The organism is Streptomyces sp. H27-D2, assembly GCF_035828615.1.
GTDB lineage: Bacteria > Actinomycetota > Actinomycetes > Streptomycetales > Streptomycetaceae > Streptomyces.
On record NZ_JAYMZR010000059.1, the window covers coordinates 25797 to 48756 of the forward strand.

The 22960-nt window shown below is 69.7% G+C and carries 26 protein-coding genes and 1 tRNA gene; 8 read left to right on the forward strand and 19 right to left on the reverse strand.

The window, feature by feature from the left end; all coding sequences use genetic code 11:
- The first annotated feature begins 2 nt into the window (after positions 1 to 2).
- From QMK28_RS21745 to QMK28_RS21760, 4 genes are all read left to right on the forward strand, one after another.
- Positions 3 to 1796 carry a complex I subunit 4 family protein gene (locus tag QMK28_RS21745; protein ID WP_326440593.1) on the forward strand — a complete coding sequence of 598 codons (1794 nt, stop codon included), beginning with the start codon at positions 3 to 5 and terminating at the stop codon, positions 1794 to 1796.
- Positions 1796 to 3526, forward strand: coding sequence for an NADH-quinone oxidoreductase subunit N (locus QMK28_RS21750; RefSeq protein WP_326440534.1), 1731 nt, complete (start codon positions 1796 to 1798; stop codon positions 3524 to 3526). The genes QMK28_RS21745 and QMK28_RS21750 overlap by 1 nt, the downstream gene beginning before the upstream one ends.
- Positions 3527 to 3722: 196 nt before the next feature.
- Positions 3723 to 4580 (forward strand): zinc metalloprotease HtpX, encoded by an 858-nt coding sequence (gene htpX / locus QMK28_RS21755; RefSeq protein WP_326440536.1) that lies wholly within the window; start codon positions 3723 to 3725, stop codon positions 4578 to 4580.
- 2 nt (positions 4581 to 4582) lie between these two features.
- Positions 4583 to 4975: a YccF domain-containing protein gene (locus QMK28_RS21760; RefSeq protein ID WP_326440538.1), complete on the forward strand. Its 393-nt coding sequence runs from the start codon at positions 4583 to 4585 to the stop codon at positions 4973 to 4975.
- A 250-nt stretch (positions 4976 to 5225) separates the two neighbouring features.
- Here the strand turns inward: QMK28_RS21760 and QMK28_RS21765 are convergent, their stop codons facing one another.
- Entirely contained in the window at positions 5226 to 5714 is a 489-nt protein-coding gene (locus QMK28_RS21765; protein WP_326440541.1) for a YajQ family cyclic di-GMP-binding protein, read from the reverse strand.
- Positions 5715 to 5902: 188 nt separating this feature from the next.
- Between QMK28_RS21765 and QMK28_RS21770 the strand changes: the two genes are divergently transcribed.
- Positions 5903 to 5984 (forward strand) — tRNA-Tyr (locus tag QMK28_RS21770).
- Positions 5985 to 6154: 170 nt separating this feature from the next.
- On the opposite strand, the gene QMK28_RS21775 is transcribed toward QMK28_RS21770, so the two are convergent.
- The 17 genes from QMK28_RS21775 to QMK28_RS21855 form a co-directional block, all read right to left on the reverse strand.
- Complete coding sequence (locus QMK28_RS21775) at positions 6155 to 7528, reverse strand: tyrosine-type recombinase/integrase (protein ID WP_326440543.1); 1374 nt, start codon at positions 7526 to 7528, stop codon at positions 6155 to 6157.
- Between the two features lie 61 nt (positions 7529 to 7589).
- Positions 7590 to 7781, reverse strand: a complete 192-nt coding sequence (locus tag QMK28_RS21780; RefSeq protein WP_283470627.1) for a helix-turn-helix transcriptional regulator — start codon at positions 7779 to 7781, stop codon at positions 7590 to 7592.
- 186 nt (positions 7782 to 7967) lie between these two features.
- Positions 7968 to 9128 carry a DUF3631 domain-containing protein gene (locus tag QMK28_RS21785; protein WP_326440548.1) on the reverse strand — a complete coding sequence of 387 codons (1161 nt, stop codon included), beginning with the start codon at positions 9126 to 9128 and terminating at the stop codon, positions 7968 to 7970.
- Positions 9125 to 9478 (reverse strand): hypothetical protein, encoded by a 354-nt coding sequence (locus tag QMK28_RS21790; protein WP_326440550.1) that lies wholly within the window; start codon positions 9476 to 9478, stop codon positions 9125 to 9127. The genes QMK28_RS21785 and QMK28_RS21790 overlap by 4 nt, the downstream gene beginning before the upstream one ends.
- Positions 9475 to 10386, reverse strand: a complete 912-nt coding sequence (locus QMK28_RS21795; RefSeq protein WP_326440552.1) for a bifunctional DNA primase/polymerase — start codon at positions 10384 to 10386, stop codon at positions 9475 to 9477. The genes QMK28_RS21790 and QMK28_RS21795 overlap by 4 nt, the downstream gene beginning before the upstream one ends.
- 87 nt (positions 10387 to 10473) lie before the next feature.
- A complete protein-coding gene (locus QMK28_RS21800; RefSeq protein ID WP_326440554.1) occupies positions 10474 to 10953 on the reverse strand; it encodes a hypothetical protein in 480 nt (159 codons plus the stop codon).
- A gap of 129 nt (positions 10954 to 11082) precedes the next feature.
- The gene (locus QMK28_RS21805; RefSeq protein WP_326440556.1) at positions 11083 to 11412 is read right to left on the reverse strand and encodes a ParB/RepB/Spo0J family partition protein; all 330 of its coding nucleotides are present in this window, start codon (positions 11410 to 11412) and stop codon (positions 11083 to 11085) included.
- A gap of 213 nt (positions 11413 to 11625) precedes the next feature.
- Positions 11626 to 13827 (reverse strand): FtsK/SpoIIIE domain-containing protein, encoded by a 2202-nt coding sequence (locus QMK28_RS21810; RefSeq protein ID WP_326440558.1) that lies wholly within the window; start codon positions 13825 to 13827, stop codon positions 11626 to 11628.
- Between the two features lie 87 nt (positions 13828 to 13914).
- Positions 13915 to 14226, reverse strand: a complete 312-nt coding sequence (locus QMK28_RS21815; protein ID WP_326440560.1) for a hypothetical protein — start codon at positions 14224 to 14226, stop codon at positions 13915 to 13917.
- A gap of 65 nt (positions 14227 to 14291) precedes the next feature.
- Positions 14292 to 14489 carry a hypothetical protein gene (locus tag QMK28_RS21820; RefSeq protein ID WP_326440562.1) on the reverse strand — a complete coding sequence of 66 codons (198 nt, stop codon included), beginning with the start codon at positions 14487 to 14489 and terminating at the stop codon, positions 14292 to 14294.
- A 1-nt stretch (position 14490) separates the two neighbouring features.
- Complete coding sequence (locus QMK28_RS21825; RefSeq protein ID WP_326440564.1) at positions 14491 to 14766, reverse strand: hypothetical protein; 276 nt, start codon at positions 14764 to 14766, stop codon at positions 14491 to 14493.
- A 101-nt stretch (positions 14767 to 14867) separates the two neighbouring features.
- Entirely contained in the window at positions 14868 to 15233 is a 366-nt protein-coding gene (locus tag QMK28_RS21830; RefSeq protein WP_326440566.1) for a DUF6251 family protein, read from the reverse strand.
- 38 nt (positions 15234 to 15271) lie between these two features.
- Positions 15272 to 15655, reverse strand: a complete 384-nt coding sequence (locus QMK28_RS21835; protein ID WP_326440568.1) for an RRQRL motif-containing zinc-binding protein — start codon at positions 15653 to 15655, stop codon at positions 15272 to 15274.
- Entirely contained in the window at positions 15655 to 16521 is an 867-nt protein-coding gene (locus QMK28_RS21840; RefSeq protein WP_326440570.1) for a DUF2637 domain-containing protein, read from the reverse strand. Before QMK28_RS21840 ends, QMK28_RS21835 begins: the two co-directional genes overlap by 1 nt.
- Positions 16518 to 16721, reverse strand: coding sequence for a hypothetical protein (locus QMK28_RS21845; protein ID WP_326440572.1), 204 nt, complete (start codon positions 16719 to 16721; stop codon positions 16518 to 16520). Before QMK28_RS21845 ends, QMK28_RS21840 begins: the two co-directional genes overlap by 4 nt.
- Positions 16718 to 16978 (reverse strand): DUF6284 family protein, encoded by a 261-nt coding sequence (locus tag QMK28_RS21850; RefSeq protein ID WP_326440574.1) that lies wholly within the window; start codon positions 16976 to 16978, stop codon positions 16718 to 16720. Before QMK28_RS21850 ends, QMK28_RS21845 begins: the two co-directional genes overlap by 4 nt.
- A 516-nt stretch (positions 16979 to 17494) precedes the next feature.
- Entirely contained in the window at positions 17495 to 18211 is a 717-nt protein-coding gene (locus QMK28_RS21855) for a GntR family transcriptional regulator (RefSeq protein ID WP_326440576.1), read from the reverse strand.
- A gap of 56 nt (positions 18212 to 18267) precedes the next feature.
- Between QMK28_RS21855 and QMK28_RS21860 the strand changes: the two genes are divergently transcribed.
- Positions 18268 to 19071: a class I SAM-dependent methyltransferase gene (locus tag QMK28_RS21860; RefSeq protein ID WP_326440578.1), complete on the forward strand. Its 804-nt coding sequence runs from the start codon at positions 18268 to 18270 to the stop codon at positions 19069 to 19071.
- Between the two features lie 747 nt (positions 19072 to 19818).
- Positions 19819 to 20583 carry a GntR family transcriptional regulator gene (locus QMK28_RS21865; RefSeq protein WP_326440581.1) on the forward strand — a complete coding sequence of 255 codons (765 nt, stop codon included), beginning with the start codon at positions 19819 to 19821 and terminating at the stop codon, positions 20581 to 20583.
- Positions 20584 to 20869: 286 nt separating this feature from the next.
- Here the strand turns inward: QMK28_RS21865 and QMK28_RS21870 are convergent, their stop codons facing one another.
- Positions 20870 to 21532, reverse strand: a complete 663-nt coding sequence (locus QMK28_RS21870; protein WP_326440583.1) for an NAD(P)H-binding protein — start codon at positions 21530 to 21532, stop codon at positions 20870 to 20872.
- Positions 21533 to 21658: 126 nt separating this feature from the next.
- Between QMK28_RS21870 and QMK28_RS21875 the strand changes: the two genes are divergently transcribed.
- Positions 21659 to 22810, forward strand: a complete 1152-nt coding sequence (locus tag QMK28_RS21875) for a hypothetical protein (protein ID WP_326440585.1) — start codon at positions 21659 to 21661, stop codon at positions 22808 to 22810.
- Positions 22811 to 22960: the final 150 nt, after the last annotated feature.

Here is a 22960-nt window from a genome sequence, read left to right on the forward strand (position 1 = left end):
TCATGCAATTCCTCCTCGCGGCCGTCGTCGTCCTCCCGCTGCTCGGCGCGGTAGCCGCCCTGCTCCCGGCCCCGCCCGGACTCAAGGGCCGCAGCCCCGATCAGGCCGTGCTCCGGCACGGCGTCGTCGTCACCGGCGCCGTACTCGCCCTCGCCATCGCGCTGGCCGTCGGTTTCGACCGCGACCACCCGGCGACGATGCAGGCGACCACCGACCTCAGCTGGATCCCCGCCCTCGGCGTCCGGCTGCACCTGGGCACCGACGGGGTCTCGCTCCCGCTCCTCGTGCTGACCGCGCTGCTCACCTTCCTCTGCGCGCTCTACAGCTACCACTCGCCGCCGCTCGGGCGCGGAACCAGCCCGAAGGCCTTCGTAGCGCTGATCCTGGTCCTCGAAGCGGGCACCCTCGCCAGCTTCGCCGTCCTCGACCTGCTGCTGTTCTTCCTGGCTTTCGAGATGGTGCTCATCCCGATGTACTTCCTCATCAACCGATGGGGAGGCGCCGACCACGAGCGCGCCGCCTGGAAGTTCATCCTCTTCACGCTGCTCGGCTCCGTCGTCATGCTGCTGGGTCTCCTCCTCATCGGGCTCAAGGGCGGCACCTTCGACATGGTGGCACTCGCCTCTGACAACGGGTCGAAACTGAGCCACACCACCCAGCTCCTCGGCGTCCTCGCCATCGGCATCGGACTGGCCGTCAAAACCCCGATGTGGCCGCTGCACAGCTGGCTCCCGGACGCGCACACCTCCGCGCCCACCGTCGGCTCGGTGCTGCTGGCCGGCGTGCTGCTCAAGATGGGCACGTACGGCTTCGTACGGATCGCGCTGCCCATCGCCCCCGACGGCATGCACACCTTCGCGCCCTACCTCGCGGCGCTCGCCGTCATCGGCATCATCTACGGGTCGCTGGCCTGCCTTGCGCTGGCCCGGCGCGGCGCGAAGGGCGACCTCAAGCGGCTGATCGCGTACTCCTCCGTCGGCCACATGGGCTTCGTCCTGCTCGGCATCTCGACCCTCACCCCCACCGGCGTGAACGGCGCGCTGTTCGCCAACATCGCCCACGGGCTGATCACCGGCCTGCTCTTCTTCCTGGTCGGCGCGGTCAAGGACCGCTTCGGCAGCAGCGACCTCGACCAGCTCGCCGGAGCCACCGGCGCGGCCCTCTACGGCCGCACGCCACGCCTCGGCGCGCTGCTCGCCTTCGGCGCGGTCGCCTCGCTCGGACTGCCGGGACTGGCCGGATTCTGGGGCGAGATGCTCGCGATGTTCGGCGCGTTCCGCCCCGCCGAGGGCCTCAGCCGCCCCGCCTACCTCACCTTCACGGCCATCGCAGCCTTCGGCACGCTGCTCACCGCCGCGTACATGCTCATCGTCGTCCGCCGCGTCTGCATGGGCGAGCCGCCGGCGGCGGGTTACGCAGAGCGGCCCGCGGCGGGGGAGGAACAGCGGCTCGGGGAACCGGTCGCGGCCGGGCAGCCGGCCCGGCCGTCGGACGCGAGCCATCCGGCGCAGCCCGCCGGCGCGAGCCCTCCCGCGCAGCCCGTACGGACCACCGGCCATCCGGCGCGGCCCGTCCTGGCGGGGGACCAGCCGTCCCACCCGTCCGGTGACCTGCCGCCCTCCACGGCAGCCCGTCCCCTCACAGCCGCCCCGCCCTTCATGGCCGACGTCCAAGGCTTTGAACTCGCCGCCTGGACCCCTCTGGTCGCCCTCACCGTCCTCGCCGGACTCTGGCCCGCGGTCCTGCTCGGGCTCACCGACCCGGCCGTGCAGAACCTCCTCGGAGGAGGCAGCTGATGACCTCCCTCGCTCACGCCGTCAACGCGGCGCACACCCTCGGCAGCACCCTCACCGAGCACGCCGGGACGGCCGGCCACGCGGCACAGTCGGCAGCACACTCGGCGGCGCAGCCCCTCGCTCACCTGGCCGCGAACGCCCCCGCGCACCTCGCCCCCGCGCACCTCGCCGCGGGCCCGGTCGGGGACCTCGGGAACCTGGTCCAGTCCGTCGACTGGCTCGCGATCGCGCCGCCCGTCATCACCGCCCTCGTCGGGCTGATCGTGCTGGTCGCCGACCTCTTCATGCCGGACCGGCGCAAGCCGCTGCTGGGCTGGATCGCCACCGGGGGCCTCGCGCTCGCCGGGCTCTCGCTGCTGCCGCTGCTCGACGGCGACCGGAGCACCTTCTGCCTCAACTCCGACGCGGCCGTGTGCAGCTACACGGCGGACCACTTCACGCTGGCCGTGCAGTTCCTGGTGCTCGGCGGCGCGTTCCTGACGGCGCTGCTCTCGATCGACATCGTCGAGCACACCAAGCTCCCGGCGGGCGAGTACTGGTTCCTGCTGCTCTCCTCGGCGGCGGGCGCCGCCCTGCTGCCCGCCTCGCGCGACCTCGCGACCCTCGTCGTCGCCCTCGAAGTCGCCTCGCTGCCCGCCTTCGCGCTCGTCGGCCTCAAGCGCGGCGACCGCCGCTCCTCCGAAGCGGCCCTCAAGTTCTTCCTGTCCTCGGTCGCCGCGACCGCGGTCATGCTGCTCGGCGTCAGCTTCGTCTACGCGGCCACCGGCAGCATGCACCTGTCCCGGGTCGCCGAGGGCCTCGAACACGTCCCGGGACAGCTCGGCACGCTCGCGACGGCGGGCGTCGCGCTCACCCTGGTCGGCTTCGCCTTCAAGACCGCCGCCGTCCCCTTCCATTTCTGGGTGCCGGACACCTATGTCGGCGCGCCGCTGCCCATCGCCGCCTACCTCTCGGTCGTCGGCAAGGCGGTCGGCTTCACCGGCCTGATCCTGGTCACGGTCCTGGCCTTCCCGTCGTACGCCGACGTGTGGGGCCCGGCGCTGGCCGTGCTCGCGGCCCTCACCATGACCCTGGGCAACGCCGCCGCCCTGCGCCAGCGCCCCGAGCGGGCGCACAGCGCGGTGCGGCTGCTGGCCTGGTCGTCGGTCGGCCAGGCGGGCTACCTGCTGGTCCCCATCGCCGCCGCCGGCTACGCGAGTGACCCCTCGCACGCCATCGGCTCGACCGTCGCGTACGCCCTGATGTACGCGGCGGTGAACCTCGGCGCGTTCGCCGTCGCCGCTCTGGTGGGCCGTACGAACGCGGCCAACCGGCTCAGCGACTACCGGGGCCTCTACGCCACCCGGCCGCTCGCGGCCCTCGCGCTGGGCTTCTTCCTGCTCTGCCTGGCCGGACTGCCGCCGGGCATCATCGGCCTCTTCGCCAAGGTGACGGTCTTCTCGGCGGCCGTGGACGCGGGGCTGGGCTGGCTGGCCGCCGTGATGGCGGTGAACGTCGTGATCGCGCTCTACTACTACCTCCAGTGGACGGCCCTGCTGTTCCGCGCGCCGGAGCCGGCCGCGGAACCCGCATCGGCCGGCGCGGAAGGGGCGGGCCCGTCCACCGCCGCCCCCCGCCTCCGGATTCCGGCCCCGCTCGCCGCCGCGATCGGCCTGGCGGCCGTCCTGGGCATCGCGCTCTCCGGCGCCCCGCAGCTCGTCCTGCGCTTCGCCGCCGGCACCCTCCTCTGACCGGAGCCCCGACCGGCGGCTCCGCCGCGAGCAGCTTCACCAGGCCGTACGGGACACCCGTACGGCCCAGCGCCGTCCCGGTGTGCACAAGGGAACTAGCGTCCTCCGCCTGGCGTTGACCAGTACGGGAGGGTCCACTGGAAGGTGGAGACACCACGCGAGAGGTTCCCCCGCGGCACCACTTGGAGGGCGTACCGTGCACCGCCGGCACAACGGGCTCAAGACCGCCGTACTCCTCGGCGGCCTGTCCGCACTCATCATCGTCATCGGCGGCCTCTTCGGCCGTACGGGACTGATCATCGCCGTTTTCGTGGCCCTGGGCACCAACGCCTACGCCTACTGGAACAGCGACAAACTGGCGCTGCGCGCGATGCGGGCCCGCCCGGTGAGCGAGTTCGAGGCCCCGGAGCTCTACCGGATCGTCCGCGAACTCTCGACGACCGCGCGCCAGCCGATGCCGAGCCTGTACATCTCGCCGACCGAGGCCCCCAACGCCTTCGCGACCGGCCGCAACCCGCGTAACGCCGCCGTCTGCTGCACGGACGGCATCCTGCGCATCCTGGACGAGCGGGAGCTGCGCGGCGTCCTCGGCCATGAGCTGAGTCACGTCTACAACCGCGACATCCTGATCTCGTCGATCGCCGGTGCGCTGGCCTCCGTCGTGATGTTCCTGGTGAACTTCGCCTGGCTGATCCCGATCGGCCGTTCCAACGACGACGAGGGCCCGGGGCTCATAGGCATGCTCATGGTGATGCTGCTCGGCCCGATCGCGGCCTCGGTCATCCAACTCGCCGTCAGCCGCTCCCGCGAGTACGAGGCGGACGCCTCCGGCGCCCAACTCACCGGCGACCCGCTCGCGCTGGCCAGCGCACTCCGTAAGCTCGATGCCGGAACCAAGCAGCTTCCGCTGCCCCCCGAGCCCCGCCTGGAGACCGCGAGCCACATGATGATCGCCAACCCGTTCCGCCCCGGAGTGGGCATGTCCAAGCTTTTCTCCACCCATCCGCCGATGGCGGAACGCATCGCGCGACTTGAGCAGATGGCGGGTCACTGACCATGAAGACAATCCTGAACATCATCTGGCTGTTCCTGAGCGGCTTCTGGCTGTTCCTCGGCTACGTCCTCGCCGGCGCGCTGCTGTGCATCACGATCATCGGCATCCCGTTTGGAATCGCCTCGTTCCGCATCGCGGTGTACGCCCTGTGGCCCTTCGGCTACACCTCGGTCGAGCGCCGCGACGCGGGAGCGCCGTCCTGCATCGGCAACGTCCTGTGGCTGATCCTGGCCGGCTGGTGGCTGGCCCTGAGCCACGTCGTCACCGGCATCGCGCTGTGCGTCACGATCATCGGCATCCCCTTCGGCATCGCGAACTTCAAGCTGATCCCGCTCTCGCTGATGCCCCTGGGCCGCGAGATCGTCCCGACGAACCAGCCTTTCGCGAGCCGCTGACGCAGCCGCTGCGTTGAAGCAGCCCTGAAGCCGCACAGAATGGGGCCTCAGGGCCCCACCGGCCTTACCAGCCACAGCCAGGACGCCCACCCCGGGCCCCGCACGCCCCCAGGGCGTCCTACCCCCGGCCCAAGCCCTCAGCGGTCGGCCGGGGCGGTGCCCACGGGGGGCGGTATGGCCGAGCGCCGTACCGCCCCCCGGCCGATGCGCGGGCGCGCCCAGCGGTACGGGCGCTCCTGGCAGTAGCTGTCTAGCGGTAGTTGACGAACTGCACCGCGAAGTCGAAGTCCTTGCCCGTGACGAGGTTCTGCACGGTCTGCAGGTCATCCCGGCTCTTGGAGGTGACCCGCAGCTCGTCGCCCTGGACCTGCGCCTTGACGCCCTTGGGGCCCTCGTCGCGGATGACCTTCGCCACCTTCTTGGCGTTGTCCTGCGAGATCCCTTCCTCGATCGAGGCGAAGATCTTGTACTCCTTGCCGGACAGCATCGGCTCGCCCGCGTCCAGCGACTTCAGCGAGATGCCCCGCTTGATGAGCTTGGTCTGGAAGACATCGAGGATCGCGTTGACGCGCTCCTCGGAGTTCGCCTGCATCAGGATCTTCTCGCCCGACCAGTCGATCGAGGCTCCGACGTTCTTGAAGTCGAAGCGCTGCGAGATCTCCTTGGCCGCCTGGTTGATGGCGTTGGCGACTTCCTGCCGCTCGACCTTCGAGACGATGTCGAAACTGGAGTCGGCCATGGTGAGTTGGCTCCTCATAGGTAGGTCCGTCAGGGGCACGGCCCGTCGGGCCGCCCCGCCAGCCTAGCCACCCCCGCCGTGATCCAGCCGCGACGAACCGAGTGGCGGACCACCCCCTGCCATCGGGTAGGGTTTACGACGTTGCCCCGGAGCGCCGCCGCAAGGTGGAACCCGAGGCGGCAACCCTTGGCGGTGTGCCCGAGTGGCCAAAGGGAGCAGACTGTAAATCTGCCGGCTCAGCCTACCCAGGTTCGAACCCTGGCGCCGCCACGGTATTGGAACGGCCCCTGATCTGCGGAAACGCAGACCAGGGGCCGTTTTTTATGGGTCAAGCAGATTTAGCCGCGATTGGGTACTTTGCCCCAGTGTGTCTCACCGTGCTTCGCGTGCTGACCAGCGCGTGTGGGGCGGGCGTGGGGCATCGTAGTGACGCTTGTCTCTCACTTCTCAGCTCTCCCGCCCCGCAGAGTCGCTTCAATCCTGGCGTTCGCCGTCACGGCGGCACCCTCCAGGCACTTGGCGTAGACCCGGAAAAGGACTGCGACGCTGTGGCCGGCACGTTGCGCCACCATCTGGGGTTCCACTCCTGAACTGAGCCAGGTCGAAACAGCCGCGTGACGCAGGTCGTAAGGCCGCTTCGCCAGTGGCGAAGCGCACTGGAGCGGCGTGAGGGCGCGCGAGCGGGCTTCCGCCCACACCTCTCCGTAGCCGGTGTCCTGGATGAGCCCGCCGCGCTGGGTCTGGAAGAGCCGACCGTCATCGGTTGTACCGAAAGCGGTGATGTGCCACCGAAGTAGGGCGACCAGGTCAGGAGGGATCGGGACCGTGCGCATCGCTTTTCGGGGGCGGTGCTTGAGTCCGCGCTGCTCGTGCGCCTTCCCGCTGTCTGTCCATGCCGAGCCGGACCGTGGGCGGGTCTCGCGCAGCCACAGGACCCCCCACCCGCGACGGGGAAGGCCGCAGTCCTGGATGCGCAGCCCGATCACTTCTGCCGGACGTGCTGCCGCGTAATACATGCACCCGAAGAACGCGACCAGGCGGCGGCCCCGCGCGCTCTGCGTCTGTACCGCATTGAGCAGGGCGAGAGCCTGCCTTGGGTCCGGCACCGTAGCCGGGTCCAACTCCTCGGCCACCTGCTCAGGGGCTTTCCACTGGACCTGGGGGAGAGGGTTCATCGACAGGCGCCCGGCATCGACCGCGTAGCCGAGCGCGTTGTGGAAAATGGCCCGCTTCCTGCGGATCGTTGACGCTGCGGCGGTCGTGCCGTCCAGCTTCCTGGTCAGCGCGTCCAGCGCCGACCGAACGTGCATCCGGTCGGCCAGGGCCGACGTGAGTAGGGACTTCCGCTCGAACCAATCGAGCACTTTGGCGACGTCGGCCGGGGGCTCCTCGGTTCGCCGCGTCATGTTGAAGGCCCAGCTATAGAGCGCGACGCGCACGGTGTTGGCGTCGGCCATTCCCTTGGTGTCCGTGACCAGGGCGGGGGCGATGGTCGCCATCGCTTCGGCGAGGGTCCTACGGGTGGAGCCGGGGGAGTGCTCCCACTTCATCTCGATGTAGTCGCGAGCGTGCTGGTACCAGCTCACCTCCTTGCTCTCCCGCAGCTCCGTGACCGGCACACCGGTCGTCTCATCGAACGGTTCACCGCTGTGCATCGCCCTCAGCAGCTCCGCCCGGCGGCCGTCGGCCAGGGTCTTGGTTCGGAACGTCTGTGAGTGTGGTGTCTGGCCGGTCTTCCAGCGGAGTTCCGCCGAAGCCTGACCACGATCCTTGCGCTGCCGGACGGACCAGATCCGTACGTCGTACGTGGGCATGGAGCTCCCAAGAAAGTGGGGCCCGCCGGATCGGCGGGCCCCGTGTGGTTGGTTGGGCAGGTCAGGCGGCGGCGCGCTGTCCGCAGCGCTCCCACCACGCGTCCAAGTCGGCACGGCTCACCCGCAGGTGGCCATTCGGCAGTTTCTGCAGGCGGGGTGCCTGCCCACGGGCGCGCATGCGGTAGAAGGCGGCGCGGCTCATGTCGATCTCAGCGAGGACTTCGGGGAGCTTGAGCATCTGGGGGCGTGCCATGGCTGTGACTCCTTCGCGAAGCGGCGGGAGCGGGCGGTTGCCCTCCCCTTCTCTCTCAGGTCCGCTACATCCGCTACGCCGCTACATTGCAGGTCAGCGGCATGATTTTTGTAGCGGACGGGTCCGATGTAGCGGCTACGCCCGTTCGGCGGTGCGGGGGCGTAGCCGCTACATCGGTTGTTGCCGCTACAGATTTAGGGGCTCTGACCTGGGTTGTAGCGGCGTAGCGGATGTAGCGGCCGTGGGGGGAGAGCAGTAGCGGGTCCAGGCGTCGTCGAGGTCTTTGGCGAAGAAGCCTTTGAGGACGCCGCCGCTGGTGCGGATGTTGCGGGAGGCGATGGGGTCGTTGTCGGCGGTCATGTACTCGCCGAGCATTTTCGACAGTCGCCGGTTGTCGAGCGGCTTGCCGTTGAGGTCCGCCCAGGGGGCGTCGTCGAGGGCGTTGAGCCGGTCGAGAATGGCGATGGTGGGCAGGCGGTCAATGCCGATCAGGACGTGGTCTCGCAGATCGGTGAGCAGGCGAATACCGAGGCTGCCTTTGTCGTTGGCCTGGGAGGCTTTGACGAGGGTCACGCAGGCGTCGCGGGCCCGTTCGGGCCAGTCGCCCCCGGCGGCGTCCGCGACGGCAAGCAGCCCTTCCCACACGTCGGCGGGCCGGTCACTGATCCCCTCGGGCATCTCGGGCCAGGCCCCCATCACCCAGCCGCGCGCCTGCTCGGCCCAGTCGGCGAGGCGGTCCCGCAGGGCGTGACCCTCTTGTTCGTGGAGACGGGCGCGGAAGGGCTCGATGGTCTCGTTCCTGGCCCGCCGGCGCATGCGGATGATGACCGAGCGGGTCAGGATCGTGTCCGGCAACGAGCCCAGCCCGGCGACCGCGACGGCGGTGTAGGACGGGAACGCGGTGACGGTCTGGCTGTCGCCAACGCACCGGTAGGTGACCCCGGTCCGCCGGTGACCGGCGTTGAGGAACCCGCGCAGCTCCTCGTTGTCGCCCGCCTTAGGACCAAACACGGTGTCGATCTCGTCGAACAGGATCGTGGGCCGCCCGTCCGAACCGGACACCGCCCGGAACAGGGCCGCTGCCGACGCGTTTACGGCGACCATGGAACGCGGCACCAGAGTTTCCACGATCTCCAGCGCCCGTGACTTCCCCGACCCCGGTTCCGGGGACAGAAACGCGAGACGGGGTGTGGAGTCGAAGCAGTCCAGCAAGTGCGCGTGCGCGTCCCACAAGGTCACCGCCACGTAGGCGGCTTGGCTGGGGAAGATGTTGAAGCGCCGGTGGAAGGCTTCCACCTCGTTGAGCAGTGCCGCTCCGTCGATGCGCGGCTCAGTCGTGTCAGTCATGCGACGTTCCTGCCTTCCTGATGCGTGCGGAGCGGGCACAGGTCCCGGTGGGCGGTGTGGTCGTCGATCAGCGCGAGAACGCGCCGTTGGCCGATGGCGCTGCGGTCGCGACCGCAGGCGCACTTCGAGGTGGCGGTGGAGGTCGCGTCGCGCGGCATGACGACGTGCAGCCACGCGATCGGGTACGGCCCGTCACGACGCTGCGGGTCAGGACCAACAGCAGTGGGGACGCCTTCGGCGACGACCTTCGGATCGCCCACGGCCGTCAGCGGTGCGGCGGGTTGGGCGGCTTCCGGGCTGGTCGTGGTGCGGGGATTCCTCTTAATCGAGAGATGGCGGGGCGTGGTCATGACGCCTTGCCGGGGTTGTGGGTGATCGACCAGTTCAGTGCGCTGGCGATGACCGGCGTGCACTCGCGCTCCCGCAGGCCAGCGGCCTGACCTGCTCCATTAAGAGAATCCTGGACCTCGTCACGGTCCAGGTCGCCGGATGCGACGAACCGTCCCAGGGCGCGGGCAGCCCGCAGGAGCGTCCAGTTGCGCTTCCCCTCCGGGGCGCTCGCCACTTCCGCGATCTCGGCCCTGAGGGCCGCTGTGGCATACGCAGAGCCCTTGGAAAGCGACGGGAGGGCCGTTAGTGCCCGCGATGCTTGACGGACCGTCAGGAGTGCGCACAGCCAATCCGGCAGGGGTGCGACAGGTGCCGGATCGTTGACCGTGTATGGCCCGGCGGGTGTGGCGCTGCCGGCCGCGACGACGTACCCGCCCCACGCGCGGGTGTCGATGAGCTTCCCGAGCTTGCCCGCGCTGTTGGCGAGCCGGACACCAGTCGGGGCGGTGAAGTACAGGTGCTCCCCGCCGCTCGCAGTCCGCACCCGGTAGGTGGTGGGGACGGCCTGCCCGGCGCGCTCGCAGAGCGCTTGGAAGGTCGTCACGCCGGAAGGCGTGTCCGCACTGCTCTTCGTCCTGGTCTTGCTCTTGGGCATGTCGAGGTCGATCACGACCAGCCCGGACGGGCCCGTGGCCACTCCGACGTTGAACGGGATGTCGGCCCACGCCCGGCGGATGCGGTCCGGGTCGGTGGTGGCGCGCTGCTCCCACTTGCGGTGACCGCCCGCGCAGTCCCCGAGGCCGGGGCAGTACGCCTCACCGTGCAGGGCCGGGCGCTTGTCGGCGGAGCGGAGCGGGAAGACCGCCCAGCCGCGTTCTGCGGCGTCCAGCGCTGCGCAGAGCAGCGCGGACTGGGGTTGATGAGTCATGCTGGATGTCTCCTGTTCTCACGAACGGGTTGGGGACCGGGGCGACCGCGCATCTTTGGCGAGAGCGGGCGGTCGCCCCGGGCGCATTCAGGCTTCGGTCATGCAGTCGGGGCAGTCGCAGTCCTCGTCGTGCGGGCAGTCACACCCGCACGGGTGCGGGACGCCGATGCAGTAGCAGATGCACATGCCCTCACCGCACGGCTCTTCGTCGGTGGCGACTTCGTAGCCGAGTGGGGCGAGCGCGCTGTGCGCGCGATCCAGGTGGTCGGTGAGGGTCTGAGCGATGAGCGCGGCGGAAGCGAGGGCTGAGCGGGCCTCGGCAAGGTGCTCATCCGGTGCGCCGTAGTCCGCCGTGACAGCGCCGGTCTTGGCGAGCACTGCCAGGAAGTTGGAGAGCTGGTCGAAGCTCTGTGGCAGACGCTGGGTGAGAACCTTGAGGGACGCAACCACCTCGTACGCGTCGCCGGGGTAGCTCAGTTCGCCCTTGGTGCTCCGGGTGGCGTGGTTGAGGCTGCGGATTGTCTCAGCGGCTGTATCCGCCAAGTCCCTCGGGCTGGGATTCGGCATCGTGGATTTCCTCTCGGTTCGTGTCGATGCGGCGTCGGGTGAGATGCGGGACGTAGTCCGGCGGCGCGGAGTTGGCGGCGCGTCTGAGGCCGGGCCCGGGCTGCCGGTAGTGGAAGGCGGTGTGGGTGGTCAGCGGCTCAGGAGGTGGTGCGGGAAGGGCTCGTGCTCTATGTGGACGCCGAATGCCCTGATCCAGTACCAGTGGAAGGGGAACGAGGCGATCCCCAGTTGCAGGAGTGCGACGGCCCGGTGGTGGCCGTCGGCGACGTACACGTCCGGGTGGCGGTCGGAGACGCCGAGGATGATGGGCTCGCGCAGTCCGCGTTTGCGGATGGACTGGGTCAGCTCTTCGACCTTCGCCCGGTCCTTGTCACGGTGCTCGAAGCGGCGTACGGCGTCGGCCCACTTGCGGTACTCGGTCGGCCGGATCTGCCGGTCGTTGAGGAACGACGTGTCCATCTGTCCGCAGTACTTCACTGGGTTCCTTCCGGTGGTCCGGGATGAGGGAGGGAGGTAGGGCGCTGGTCTGCGTACCCGGTCCTGAGGGGGTGTGAGGGAGGTGCGCAGGGTGCCTCCCTGCCTCCCTCACCAGGGGCGTTTGTGCAGATCACAGGCGGTTTTGGGGGGTAGGGAGGCGGTGAGGGAGAACTCCCTCCCTCACCGCCGCCTCCCCTACGCGCCGTCGGCCTGGCCGGCGTCCTCGGCGGGCCGTGCGGCGAGCGCGGCCAGGACGCGATCACGGCCAACGACCATGACGCCACCGGACTTATGAGCGCCCGCGCCCGCGCCGTCGAGCACGGTGGCCAGGTCGCCGAACTTCCACGAGCGGTACTCACCCGGGTTCCGCTCGGCGAGGAGTTGCAGCACCTCCTGTGTCCGCATCCGGGACTCGTCGGCGAGGACGGCGGCGATGTCGGCGAGCGGGTCCAGCCGCTCGCCGTCGTCCCCGGCCGCAGTGCCGGCGGTGGTGACGCGGGCGCGCTGGGCCTTGGCGCGGTCCGCGATCTGCGCGGCTTCCTTGCCGTCGATGAAGTGCGTGCGCACGGTCACCGACGCTTGTCCGGGGGCGAGTTGGAGGCCGTCGCCCGCGACGACGAGGGTTCCCTTGTCGAGGCCCTGGCGGAGCTTGTGCGGGGCGGCGCCGCCGTTGACGGCCTGCTCGCCCAGGGCCATGTACGCCTGTGACTCGGTGCCCAGTACCAGCGACGCCCGGATGTGGTTGCCTTCCCTGCTCCGCTTGGGCAGGTTCTCGTTCGTCGGGTCCTGGGTGCCTTCCCAGAGGGTGACGTTGACCGCGCGGCCCTGGTCGTGGATCTTCTTCACCGCCTGGAAGTAGCGGGAGGTGGCCTTGCTGCCGCCGTACGGGCGCTTGTCCTTCCCGACGGCGCTGGACCCGTACGCGACCTGCGCCTCGTCCACGATGAACACGATCGGCCTAAAGCGCCGGTCGGTGCGGGCCATGTCGCGGGTGACGCCCTCGTTTGAACCGGACTGTTCCACCAGCTCGATGCGACGCGCCATCTCCTCGACGCCGCCTTCGAGCATCTGCGTGGCGTTCATGACGTGCTCGTCGGTGGGTCCCTGGATCAAGGTGGTGGCGATCCCGTCGAACATCCGCCAGTCGCCGACGCCCTTGAGGTCGGCCATCCGGAATTCGACGGTCGCATCGAACGCGAGCCACAGGGCGAGCGCCCGCAGGCTCGCGGTCTTGCCCTGGTTGGACAGGCCCGTGATCAGCATCATCCGTTGCTTGAGGCTGATCAGCGCGGCATCCCCGCGCAAGTCCTGGCCCCACGGGGCGCGGCCGTGGTAGAGGTCGGCGCTCACGTCGGGGTCGGTGACCAGCGGCGAGGGGCCGATCGGCTCATCGAGCGCGCCCGAGTCGGCGATCCACAGCCGCACGGTGCGCGGGCTCGGCGGGATCGCGATGAACACCTCGTGCTCGTGCCGGTTGAGGTTCTCCGCGAGCTTGCGCCGGCGGCCCTGGATCTCCTCGGTGGAGACCCCGGAGGGCAGCGTCACGTCGGCCTCGACGCCGCATCCGGCGATCCGGATCGGTCCGAGCATCGAGGCCCCGGCGTCGCCCATGTCGCGGATCGCGGTACGCAGCGCGGCGATACCGAGGTCGCGCATCGCGGTCACGACGATCGACGGGGTGATCGGAGCGCCGTCGGTGGCGCGCTGCGCGGCGGGAAGCGCCCACTGCGGCGCGGCCTGACGCTGACGGCCCACGCCCCACAGGGCGAGCAGAGCGAGCCACGGACCGACCGTGACCAGCGGACCCCACACGAGGGTGGCGACGACGATCGCCCAGTTGACCAGGCCGATGAACCCCATCACCGGGACGCCGACGTCGGCGACGTCACCGGACGCCACCGCCATCGCGATCCCCAGACTCAGCAGAGTGCCCCCGGTGAGCCCGGCTCCGATGGCCGCGCCCTTGGCGATGCGGCCCGGTGCGGTGAGCAGGTCCATCCGGCGCTGGTGACGCGCGGCACGAAACGCCCGCCCCCGCTCCTCCCACTCAGCGGCGACATCGGGCTGCCCGGCGGCCTCAGCGGTCCGGATCATCCGCTCGTACCGGGCCGCAGACCGGCCGTCCCACGCCCGGCGGGTCACGATCCTCGTCCCACCCACGACATACATGCCGTGGCGGGCCACCAGACGCCCGCCGCTGCGGGTCCGCTCATGAGTGACCGCGACGCGCACGGCCCGGCCGGTGCGGGTCCACACCGGCACGGGGACGGGGGCGGGGGTGGTCGTCGGTGCGGGGGCGGCCTCGGGGGGTGTGTCGGGTACGGCCTTCAACCAGCGGATGCCGCCCTCGGGTGTCCGGGGCGGGGGATCTGTCGCGGGTACGAATGCGTCCGTCATGCTGGGATCTCCTGTTGCTCGTAGGTGGGTGCAGGGAACCCGGGGCGGCCGTCTCGCCTGCCAGCTCTGGCGGCCGTCCCGGGGTCGCTATCGGCCGTACTTCTTGGCGGCCTTGGCGCGGACCTTGTCGTCCCGCGCCTGCTTCTTCGCGGCGTCGCGGATGCGCTGCTCGTCGAACTTCTGCCGGGCCTTGGCCGTCGCCTGCTCGCGCAGGAACGTCTCGCGCTCGGCCCGCACCAGCTGGGCGCGGGCCTCGGCCCGCGCGTCGATGGCCTCGATGCGCCGGTCGTAGCTGCTGGTGTCGGCGTCGGCGGCGGCCTGGCGTGCGCCCTGCATCAGCAGCCGGGCGCGCAGGACCTTCTCGCTGCGGGTGTACGAGCGGTCGGGCAATGTCGTCATGACGGGCCTTTCATCGGGCGGGGTCAGTGGAGTTGCAGGGCCAGGCGCTGAAGGCGGGTGGTAGGTCAGCGCCGCCGGGCGGCAGCGATCTCTTTGTCGGTGACTCCGGCGGCGTGCGCCCGCCTGACGGCGTCGTTGGCGCGTCGGGCAGCGTCGGCGCACTGGCGGGAGCCGAGGCCGTGCGCGTTGGTCGCGGTGACAAGGCTGTCGACGGCGGCAGCAGCGGCCTGCACCAGCAGGCGGACGCGGGGGAGGGTGCTCATGTCAGTGCTTCTTCCGGTTGGTGCAGCTCGGGTAGGCGGAACCGCGCTGGCAGTGGTCGTAGTCGCCGCTGCTGACGCGGAACGCGTGGACGCTGCCGTCCTTGGTGCGGACGGTCAGGTCATAGCGCTGGGTCTTGGTCGACGGCTGGTACGTGCGGTCCTTGTCGACCACCAGACCGGCGGGACCGGCCTTGAAGTCGGTGCATCCGGCGAGCAGGACGACGGCGAGCAGAGACACGGCAGCGGTCACCGCGCGCCGGGCGACGATGTGCTTCACGGCGGTTCTCCTTCGGTTGGCGGCCGGTCGGTCCGGCCCCACCGCGCCCGCCGGTCTGCGTGTCTGGCGCACCACGCAGGCCGGTCGGCACGGAAGGGCCGTCAGCCCCTGCGGCCGAGCCGTTTCGCGGCTGCGCCCCCGCTGCTCCCGCCGATCGACCGGACGACGGCCACGACTCCCCAGGCCATGACCGCAGCGAGGAACGCGAGGATCGCGAGGTTCGCGGCAATGGCGGTCAGCACACCGACGAGCAGCGGCCCGAAGTACACGCCGGCCGCGACGGCCCCGGCACCCATCCCGGACCCGAGCGCGATGCGCTGCACCGTGCGGTCCGGCGCGGCCTGGTGGATGTGCTGGTGCACGACCTGAGGAGCGGTCTGCTGTGCGGGGAGCTGGGAAGCATCGGCGTAGACGTAGGTGCCGTCCGGGAGCTGCACGACGCGGGCGGGAGCGGGCAGGGATTCCATCGGTTGTCCCTTCGAGAGCGGATGCGGGCAGCGCGCGGTCAGGCGGCGCGCTGGTCTTCGGGGTAGGCGCAGGCCACGCACCTGCCGAGCGAGACCGGGATGCAGTACCCGGCGTCGGTGCGGCAGTCGGGGCAGGTGCGGCGGGCGGTCATCGCTTTGGCGAGAGCGGCCCATTTGGCCTCGGTCATCGGGCGGACCGGCTTGGCGAGGTCGGTGCGGTAGAGGTAGGCGGCGCGGACCGTGCGGCCGTAGCGGCGGGAGGACCAGAGCACCTGTGCGGCGATGTCCTGCCCGCCCGGCCGCAGTCCCTCGGCCCGCAGTTGGCGACGCGTCGCCAACCCGTCCGGAGCCAGCCGGAACGGGAAGGTGGGAATGCCGTAGCGGGTGCCGTCCGGATCGTAGAAGCGCATCCGGGCGGACATCAGGCCGTCTCGGACGCGTCCCCGTCGCCGACAACGGCGGCGGCGCGTTCAGCCTTCAGCGTGTCGCGCAGGGCGCGGGCCTTGGCCGGTGCGGTGCGGACCACCTTGCGGATCGCTTCCGCGGTCAACTCGGCATCCGACCAGTCGGCCGTAGCCGTGCGCGCCTCGGTGAGCAGGTCGTCCGCCGTGCGCCTCGGTCGGGCGGTGCGGGCGGCTTGCGGGACCCGACCGGTCGCCCGGCGCGGTGCCTGCGTCGCGGCGGCGAGCACCGCGACCGGAGCCGATCGGACCGGCACCGGATCGAGCACCGTGAGTGGCACCGGATCGGCCGATGGGTCGGCCGATCCGGCGAGCACCAGGGGCATGGTCGCGGGGGTCGATTCCCGCAGGTCAGCCATCGACTGATTTACGATGGTGTCTGGGTTTTCATCCTGGTTTGCTGGGTGGTGGTGCAGCACCTTCGCGACCAGGTCGGAGCCGAAGAAAATCGACCCGACCGGCAGCGAGGTGGCCAGCAGTACGAGCAGCCAGTTCGCCGGGTCCCAGTCGGCGAGCTGCATGCGCTGCCCGCCGCCGTGCATGGCGGGTACGAGCCCGTGCACGTAGTTGAGGACCAGCGACGCGAGGGTGTATCCGGCGAGCACCCGCAGCGCGCGCCGCCGGTCCTTCTCCCCGGTGAGAACCAGGGTCGCCACCAGCGCCAGGGCCATCAGCCCATCGACCACGAACGGGTAGAGCAGGGACGCCGTAGCGTCCGCGCCGACCGTGCGGGCCACATCCCGCAGCGCGTTCCAGGAGACCCGGAACGCCATGCCGACCACACCCACCAGGGCCAGGACGAGGAGCGTCTTCGCGGGCCGGTTCACCGTGCGCCCCCGTCCCGACCGTCAGCCGGTCGGCGGCGCAGGGCGTTGATGTGCAGGCAAGCCAGGAACGAGGCCAGGGCCACCGCGACGCGGGCCCAGGCCGGGACGGCCGGCAGCCAGGAGAGCGCCACCAGCGCCAGCATCAGCAGCCCGCCGTACCGCGCCCACCAGCCACTCAGGGAAGTGCGCGAGCGCGTCATGCCGCTTCCCCCGCAGCGGCGTCGCGGTTGGCCAGGTCGCGGCGGGCAGCGAGCACCTTGCGGCGGGCCCGCCGGATGCGCCGCGCGTCCAGCTCGGACACGGGCCGGTCAAGCACCGTGATCTGTGCGTCCAGCAACTCGACTTCCGCCAGGATCACGGGCATCTCAACCTCGATGCCCGCAAGCTCAGCGTCCGTCGGCTCACGCTCAACGTCTGTGGCGGTAACAGCCGCCTGAACAGTGCCGATGTACCTCATGGGTCGTGGTCCTTCCAGGTTGAACGGCCCAAAACAGCGGCCCCGGTGTTCGAGCACCGGGGCCGCGCGCCGTTGAAGTCGGTCGATCCGGCTCCCCTCAGCGCTGCTCGTACGAGACGAGCAGCGGAGGCAACCGGCCGCAGCACGAGCTGCGGAGTTGGGTAGTGCAGATGTCTCGTTCGGGACGCGCCTGCCGTTTCACGGAACAAGTCGCTAGGTCCCGTCTCAGGTGAGACAAACCGTCCGGACTGACAAGGGATCGCCACCTTCCGGTGGCGACTGTCCGGCACCTCCCCCCGACCAACGCGGGGCTCCTGGCGTGGCTCAGTAGCTCCAACCCGAGGTTCCGGGCGGTGCTTGTGGCCACATCAATAGACTGGACCGGTGGACCGGTCCAGTCAAGTACTGAATTTGGAGTTGGGAGGCATCGCGGAAAGGATTCGCAGGTCACACGGCCTGACGAAGCATCAAAAAAGCTGGACCGGCGGACCGGTCCAGCTTCCTTCGACGGCTTACCTACATGGCGTAGGTGTCCACCTGCTCGAAAAGTGAGGAGGGCGTGACACCCTCCTCGCAGACCAGTGGGTGACCCTCCTTGTCATACGCCGTATGCAGGAGTACGGCGACCGGGGCGGATGCGGCTACCCCCAAGCGGTCCGCCTCCGCGTCCGTAGCGAGGCGCACCGTCGTGACGTCCACTCCCTCGACCGGCAACCGTCCAGTCTGCCGACGGACGTAGCGTGTGGTGCCTTCGGCGATGGGGGCTGTGTCTGCGAGGCGTGGCGCCGCTTCCGCGATCTCCGGAGGGAACCACGCCTCTACGCAGCTATTCGGAGATCCGTCCGGAAGCTGGAGGATGCGGATGCGCCGGAGCGCTTGCACCCCGGGGGAGAGTCCGAGCACAACGGCGACACGAGGGGGAGGCTCCGCCCAGTCGGGTGTGCCGACGCGCACGAACGGCATCCCGCCCATGATGCGCGCGGACCCTGCCCGGCGGGCGCCGGCGGGGCGTGCCACGGGTGTCTCTGTGACGACGAAGCCGGTGCCCTGTTTGGCGACGACCACCCCGTCATTGCGCAGCACATCCACAGCCTTGATGGCGGTGGCCCGTGATACGTCCCACTGGTCGGCCAGTTCGCGGCCGGATGGGATTCTGTCCCCAGGAGCGAACTCACCAGCGGCGATGCGGGCGCGCAGAGACTCAGCGATCTCTTCGTACTTCAGAACGGCCATGGGTTTCCCTTCTACGCGCACTGGACTGGTCCACCGGTACACACGATACTGCGACCATGTCGAATCTCGAATTGGCTCCCTCCGTGATGCAGTACTACGGCGAGACAGCGAACGAGGACAGCCGCCTGCGTGGCTCGGCAGACGGACGTATGGAGCTGGTCCGGACTCAGGAACTCCTCCGACGCTTCATGCCCCCAGCTCCAGCGCGCGTGCTCGACGTGGGCGGGGGGACAGGGATTCATGCCGAATGGCTGGTGAAGGACGGCTACGACGTCACTCTGGTAGATCCAGTGCCCCGCCATGTCGAGAGCGCGTCGGCTGTGTGCCCGGCGTTCCTGGGGGACGCACGCGATCTGCGGGAGCCGGACAGCAGCTTCGACGTCGTGCAGCTGCTTGGACCGCTCTACCACCTGCCGGACCCCGGCGATCGCAGTAAGGCATTGGCGGAAGCCGTCCGCGTGGTGAAGCCGGGCGGCCTGGTAGCCGCAGCGGCCATCAACCGCTACGCATCACTTTTTGAGCACGTCACGTACGCCCACCTGCATACCGAGCGGATGCATGACTCCGTCTCCAGGATTCTGGAGACGGCCGTCTACGACGGGGCGCGAGGGTTCGCCCTGGCCTACTTCCACCGCGCAGAAGAGTTGGCGGCTGAGTTGGCTGCCTCCGGGCTGACGGACGTTCAGGTCTTCGGCATCGAGGGACCCGCGTGGTCGCTTGTTAAGGCAGCCGAGCAACAGCCGGGCGAGGGGCCCACGGACGACCTGATCGCCTCTGCCATGGCGGCAGCGCGCATGGCAGAGAAATACCCGGAACTCCTCGCTGCCAGCTCCCACCTACTGGCGTTCGGCAAGCGGTGAGTTGGCGCGTGGTGGGGTGAGTGGGGGCGCGGCACCAGGGGCGACGAACGCCTGCTCAGAGCTAGATCACGGCGCGGGCTGAGGGTCTTCGGGTGCTCGGCTTCCCGGTCCTCGGCATTGCGGCCCTTAGTTGCCTCGCGAGCCGCAAGGAGTAGAAGCTGGGTGACTAACCATCAGCCGACGGTGCACAGGTGCCGGTGAGCGGTGCGAGTGCCAGCGCGCCCCGGGTCCGGCGTGGTCCGGGGCAGTCCCAGCATGACCGGCGGTGGCTGGTGTCGACCGCCGCGACCCACGCCTTCATGTGCCGGCCGAGGGTTTCCCCCCAGACGTAGTTCCAGCAGCGCCGATGAGTGCGGCTGTGATGACGGCGCCTTCACTGGGGTGACCTGTGATCATCAGGGCCACCGCTGCTACGGCTGCTAATAGGGCCCCAACGAAGATGCTCCACCTCCGACGACTTGTGCGAGTAGGTGGTGGGTCTGGGGGCTCTGCCTCTCGGCTCACCGGCTCCTCCTGATCGAGTCGCCAGGCGGTTGTGCCGTCGGCGATCCTTTAGGTCACTGTCGCTGCGAGTTGGCTGATAGTCCTCGGAAGGGCTTGCCAGGGCGCCAGCTCGGAGTAACTTAGTATGTGAACATACGAAGTAGGTCTAGGGCTGTCAATAGCAAGCTCGGATCCCCCATAAGCGGCCCATACCCGTCTGAATGAGGTGGCACCGTGGAGTCCCCGTCATACGCACCTGTGTACGTGAAGATTGCCGACGAACTGCGCCGGAGGATCCAGGACGGAGAGCTTGGACCCGGTGAAAAGATCCCTTCGGAGCGCCAGATCTGCGAGCAGTGGGAGGTTTCCAGCATCACCGCCCGTGCTGCAGTTTCTGCGCTCAGGAACGAGGGGCTCGTCGAGAGCGCGCGCGGGAAAGGGACCTTCGTGCGCCACAAGGTGCCGTTGGTTCGCATCGCGCCTCAGCGTTACTTCCGTGAGCAGCACAAACCGACTTATGTTCTGGAGGCTGAGCGCGCGCGCCGTTCCGTTGCCGCCCCCCGCGTTACTACCGAAGAATCAGCTTCAGCAGGCATTGCGGAGCGGTTGGGCATCGACCCGGGTGACCCAGTGACCAGAACGAGCATGACTGTCAGCATGGACAGAGAGATCGTCTCGATGTCAGTCACATGGGAGCCCATGGCACTGACGGGTGGGACCGACATCGTCCATCCGGCAGAAGGCCCGCACGCAGGCAAGGGGCTCATCGACCGGTTCGACATCATCGGCTACCAGGTGGATGAAGTGGAGGAGATTTTGGACTGCCGCATGCCCAGCCAGGGGGAGATTCGAAGTCTCTCGATCACTGGCGGAGTGCCTGTTGTCGCTATACGTCAGACGTGGCGTGCAGGCGATCGTCCGGTGGCCACGGTCGACATCGTTTTCCCGGCTGACAGGTATGAGTTCCACTACCGCATGACCATTCCGACATCGTCAGGCGCAGGACCTGTGGCGCGAGTGGCCAACTAGGGCTCGCCTTCGGCGTTGCCGTCGTGAGCGCTTCCGCAGATTGACTCACGCTGGCTGCGGGGCGGGCGTGGGGCGGCGGCACTTCTGCCTGACATCGTGGCTGGTCAGCGATAATCGACCGCGCGGTCTGTAAATCTGCCGGCTCAGCCTACCCAGGTTCGAACCCTGGCGCCGCCACGGTAAATAGCCCCTGAACTGCGGAAACGCAGTTCAGGGGCTATTTGTATTCCGGGGCCTTTGTATTCCGGGGCCGGGGCCCGCGAGGCAGGGCCCTTCGCGTCTGCGGTCAGTTGCCCGCGACGTCCCGCACCGCGACCGGGACCGGCTTCTCGCCCTTGATCAGTTCGAGGGTGAGGCCGGCCGTCGACGGGGTGTCGAGCAGTTCCAGCAGGGTGGCCGCGACGTCCTGGCGGGTGATCGCGCCGCGGCCCGTGCGGGCGGCGAGGCGGACGCGGCCGGTGGGCGGGTCGTCGGTGAGGCGGCCGGGGCGCAGGACCGTCCAGTCGAGGCCGGAGCGGGCGCGTACGTCCGCGTCGGCGGCGGCCTTCGCGCGGAGGTAGGCGGCGAAGGTCGGGTCGGTGCCCTCGGGGGGCTCGGTGTCCGCGCCCATGGAGGACACGATGACGTACCGCCGCACCCCGGCTTGCTCGGCCGCGTCCGCGAAGAGGACGGCCGCCGCGTGGTCCACCGACTGCTTGCGGTCCTGCCCGCTGCCCGGGCCCGCGCCGGCCGCGAAGACCACCGCGTCGGCGCCCGCCAAATGCGTCGCGAGGTCGGTTGCCGAGGCCGACTCCAGGTCGCAGACGATCGGTTCGGCGCCCGCCGCGACCAAGTCGCCCGCCTGTTCCGGTTTGCGGATGACGCCCGCGACCTCGTCTCCGCGCTCCGCGAGGAGCCGTTCGAGTCGCAACGCGATCTGACCATGTCCACCAGCGATGACAATGCGCATGATCCCGACCGTACGCCGTGCAACCCTGCGCGCCACTTAAGAGTCTTCTTGCCTGATCACAGCGAGGGCGGGGACACCGCCCCGTTCGCATAGGGGGAGCTCGTCATCACCGCCATACGGAAGACCTTGATAGCCGTCGGCTGCACCGCCGCACTCGTCACGGGAGCGGCCGGCTGCGGGACCGTGGAGCAGCTCTCGGCGGGCAAGAAGCTCTCCGACGCCTCCGGGGAACTGAGCGAGCGCAAGTCGCTCTCGGTCGAGCTGGGCCTTGACGCGACCCCCAAGCAGCTCATCGCGCTGACCGAGGACGAGTCGGAGCCGATGCCCGCCGAGGCGGCGAAGCTGCTGTCGCAGGCCCGGATCAGCCTCTCGGTGCAGTCGAGGAAGCCGCTGAAGGACTCGGCCGCGAAGGATGTCACCGGTACCCGGTTCCGGATCGGCACCAAGGACGGCGACCTCGCCGAGTACCGCCTCATCGGCGACGACGCGTACTACCGGGCCGACCTCCAGCGGTTCGGAAAGCTGTCCGGCGTGCCCGTCCCGACAGCCGGTGAGATGAAGGGGGACGCGCCCAAGGGGGCCGAGTTCCTGGAGAAGGTCCTCGCCGGCGAGTGGATCAAGATCGACACAAAGGAGATGGGCAAGCTCACCTCCGGCCTCGGCGCGCCGGGTGCGGGCGGCGGTCCCGGTATGGGCGGCGGCCCGGGTGCGAAGGCGTCGAAGCCCGCCCCGCAGCCCTCGCTCAGCGCCAAGACGCAGCAGCGGGTCGTCGAGGCGATCAAGGGCGTGGTCGCCGACGAGGTCACCGTCAAGGACGGCGGCAGCCGCGACGGCGCCGACCACCTCGTCGCGACGGCGCGCTTCCGCACCCTGCTCACCTCGGTCGTCGACGCGCTGCGCCCGATCGCCGCCGAGTTCCCGCCCGGCACCGAGCTGCCCAAGGCCAAGGACCTCGCCGACGCGCCCGACAAGAAGATCGCGGTCGACTTCGCGCTCAAGGACGGCAAGCTGGCCGGAGCCTCCACCGACCTCGCCCGGCTCGACGACGACCCGGCGACCAAGAACGTCCTGCTCGGCCTGGAGTTCGGCGACGCGAAGCCGGTGTCGGCCCCGGCCGGCGCCACCGAGGTCACCGCCGAGGAACTGCTGAAGGGCGTGGGGTCGATGATGCTGGGCGGCATGATGGGCCAAGGCATGGGGGACGACACCGCGGGTGACGCTTCGTTCGGGGAGTCGTCCGGAAAGTCGTCCTTCGAGGAGTCGTCCCTCGGGCAGTGACGCCGGGGGAGTGACGTTGGGGTGGGGCCGGTGGGGGTGACGCCGGTGGGTGGGGCCGGGCGGCCTGATGAGGAACGGGCTGACCTTTGCCCCCGTCCCATCCCCTCCCCCCTGCCCCCTCCCCGCCCCAGGGGCCCGCGCCTCCGGGCC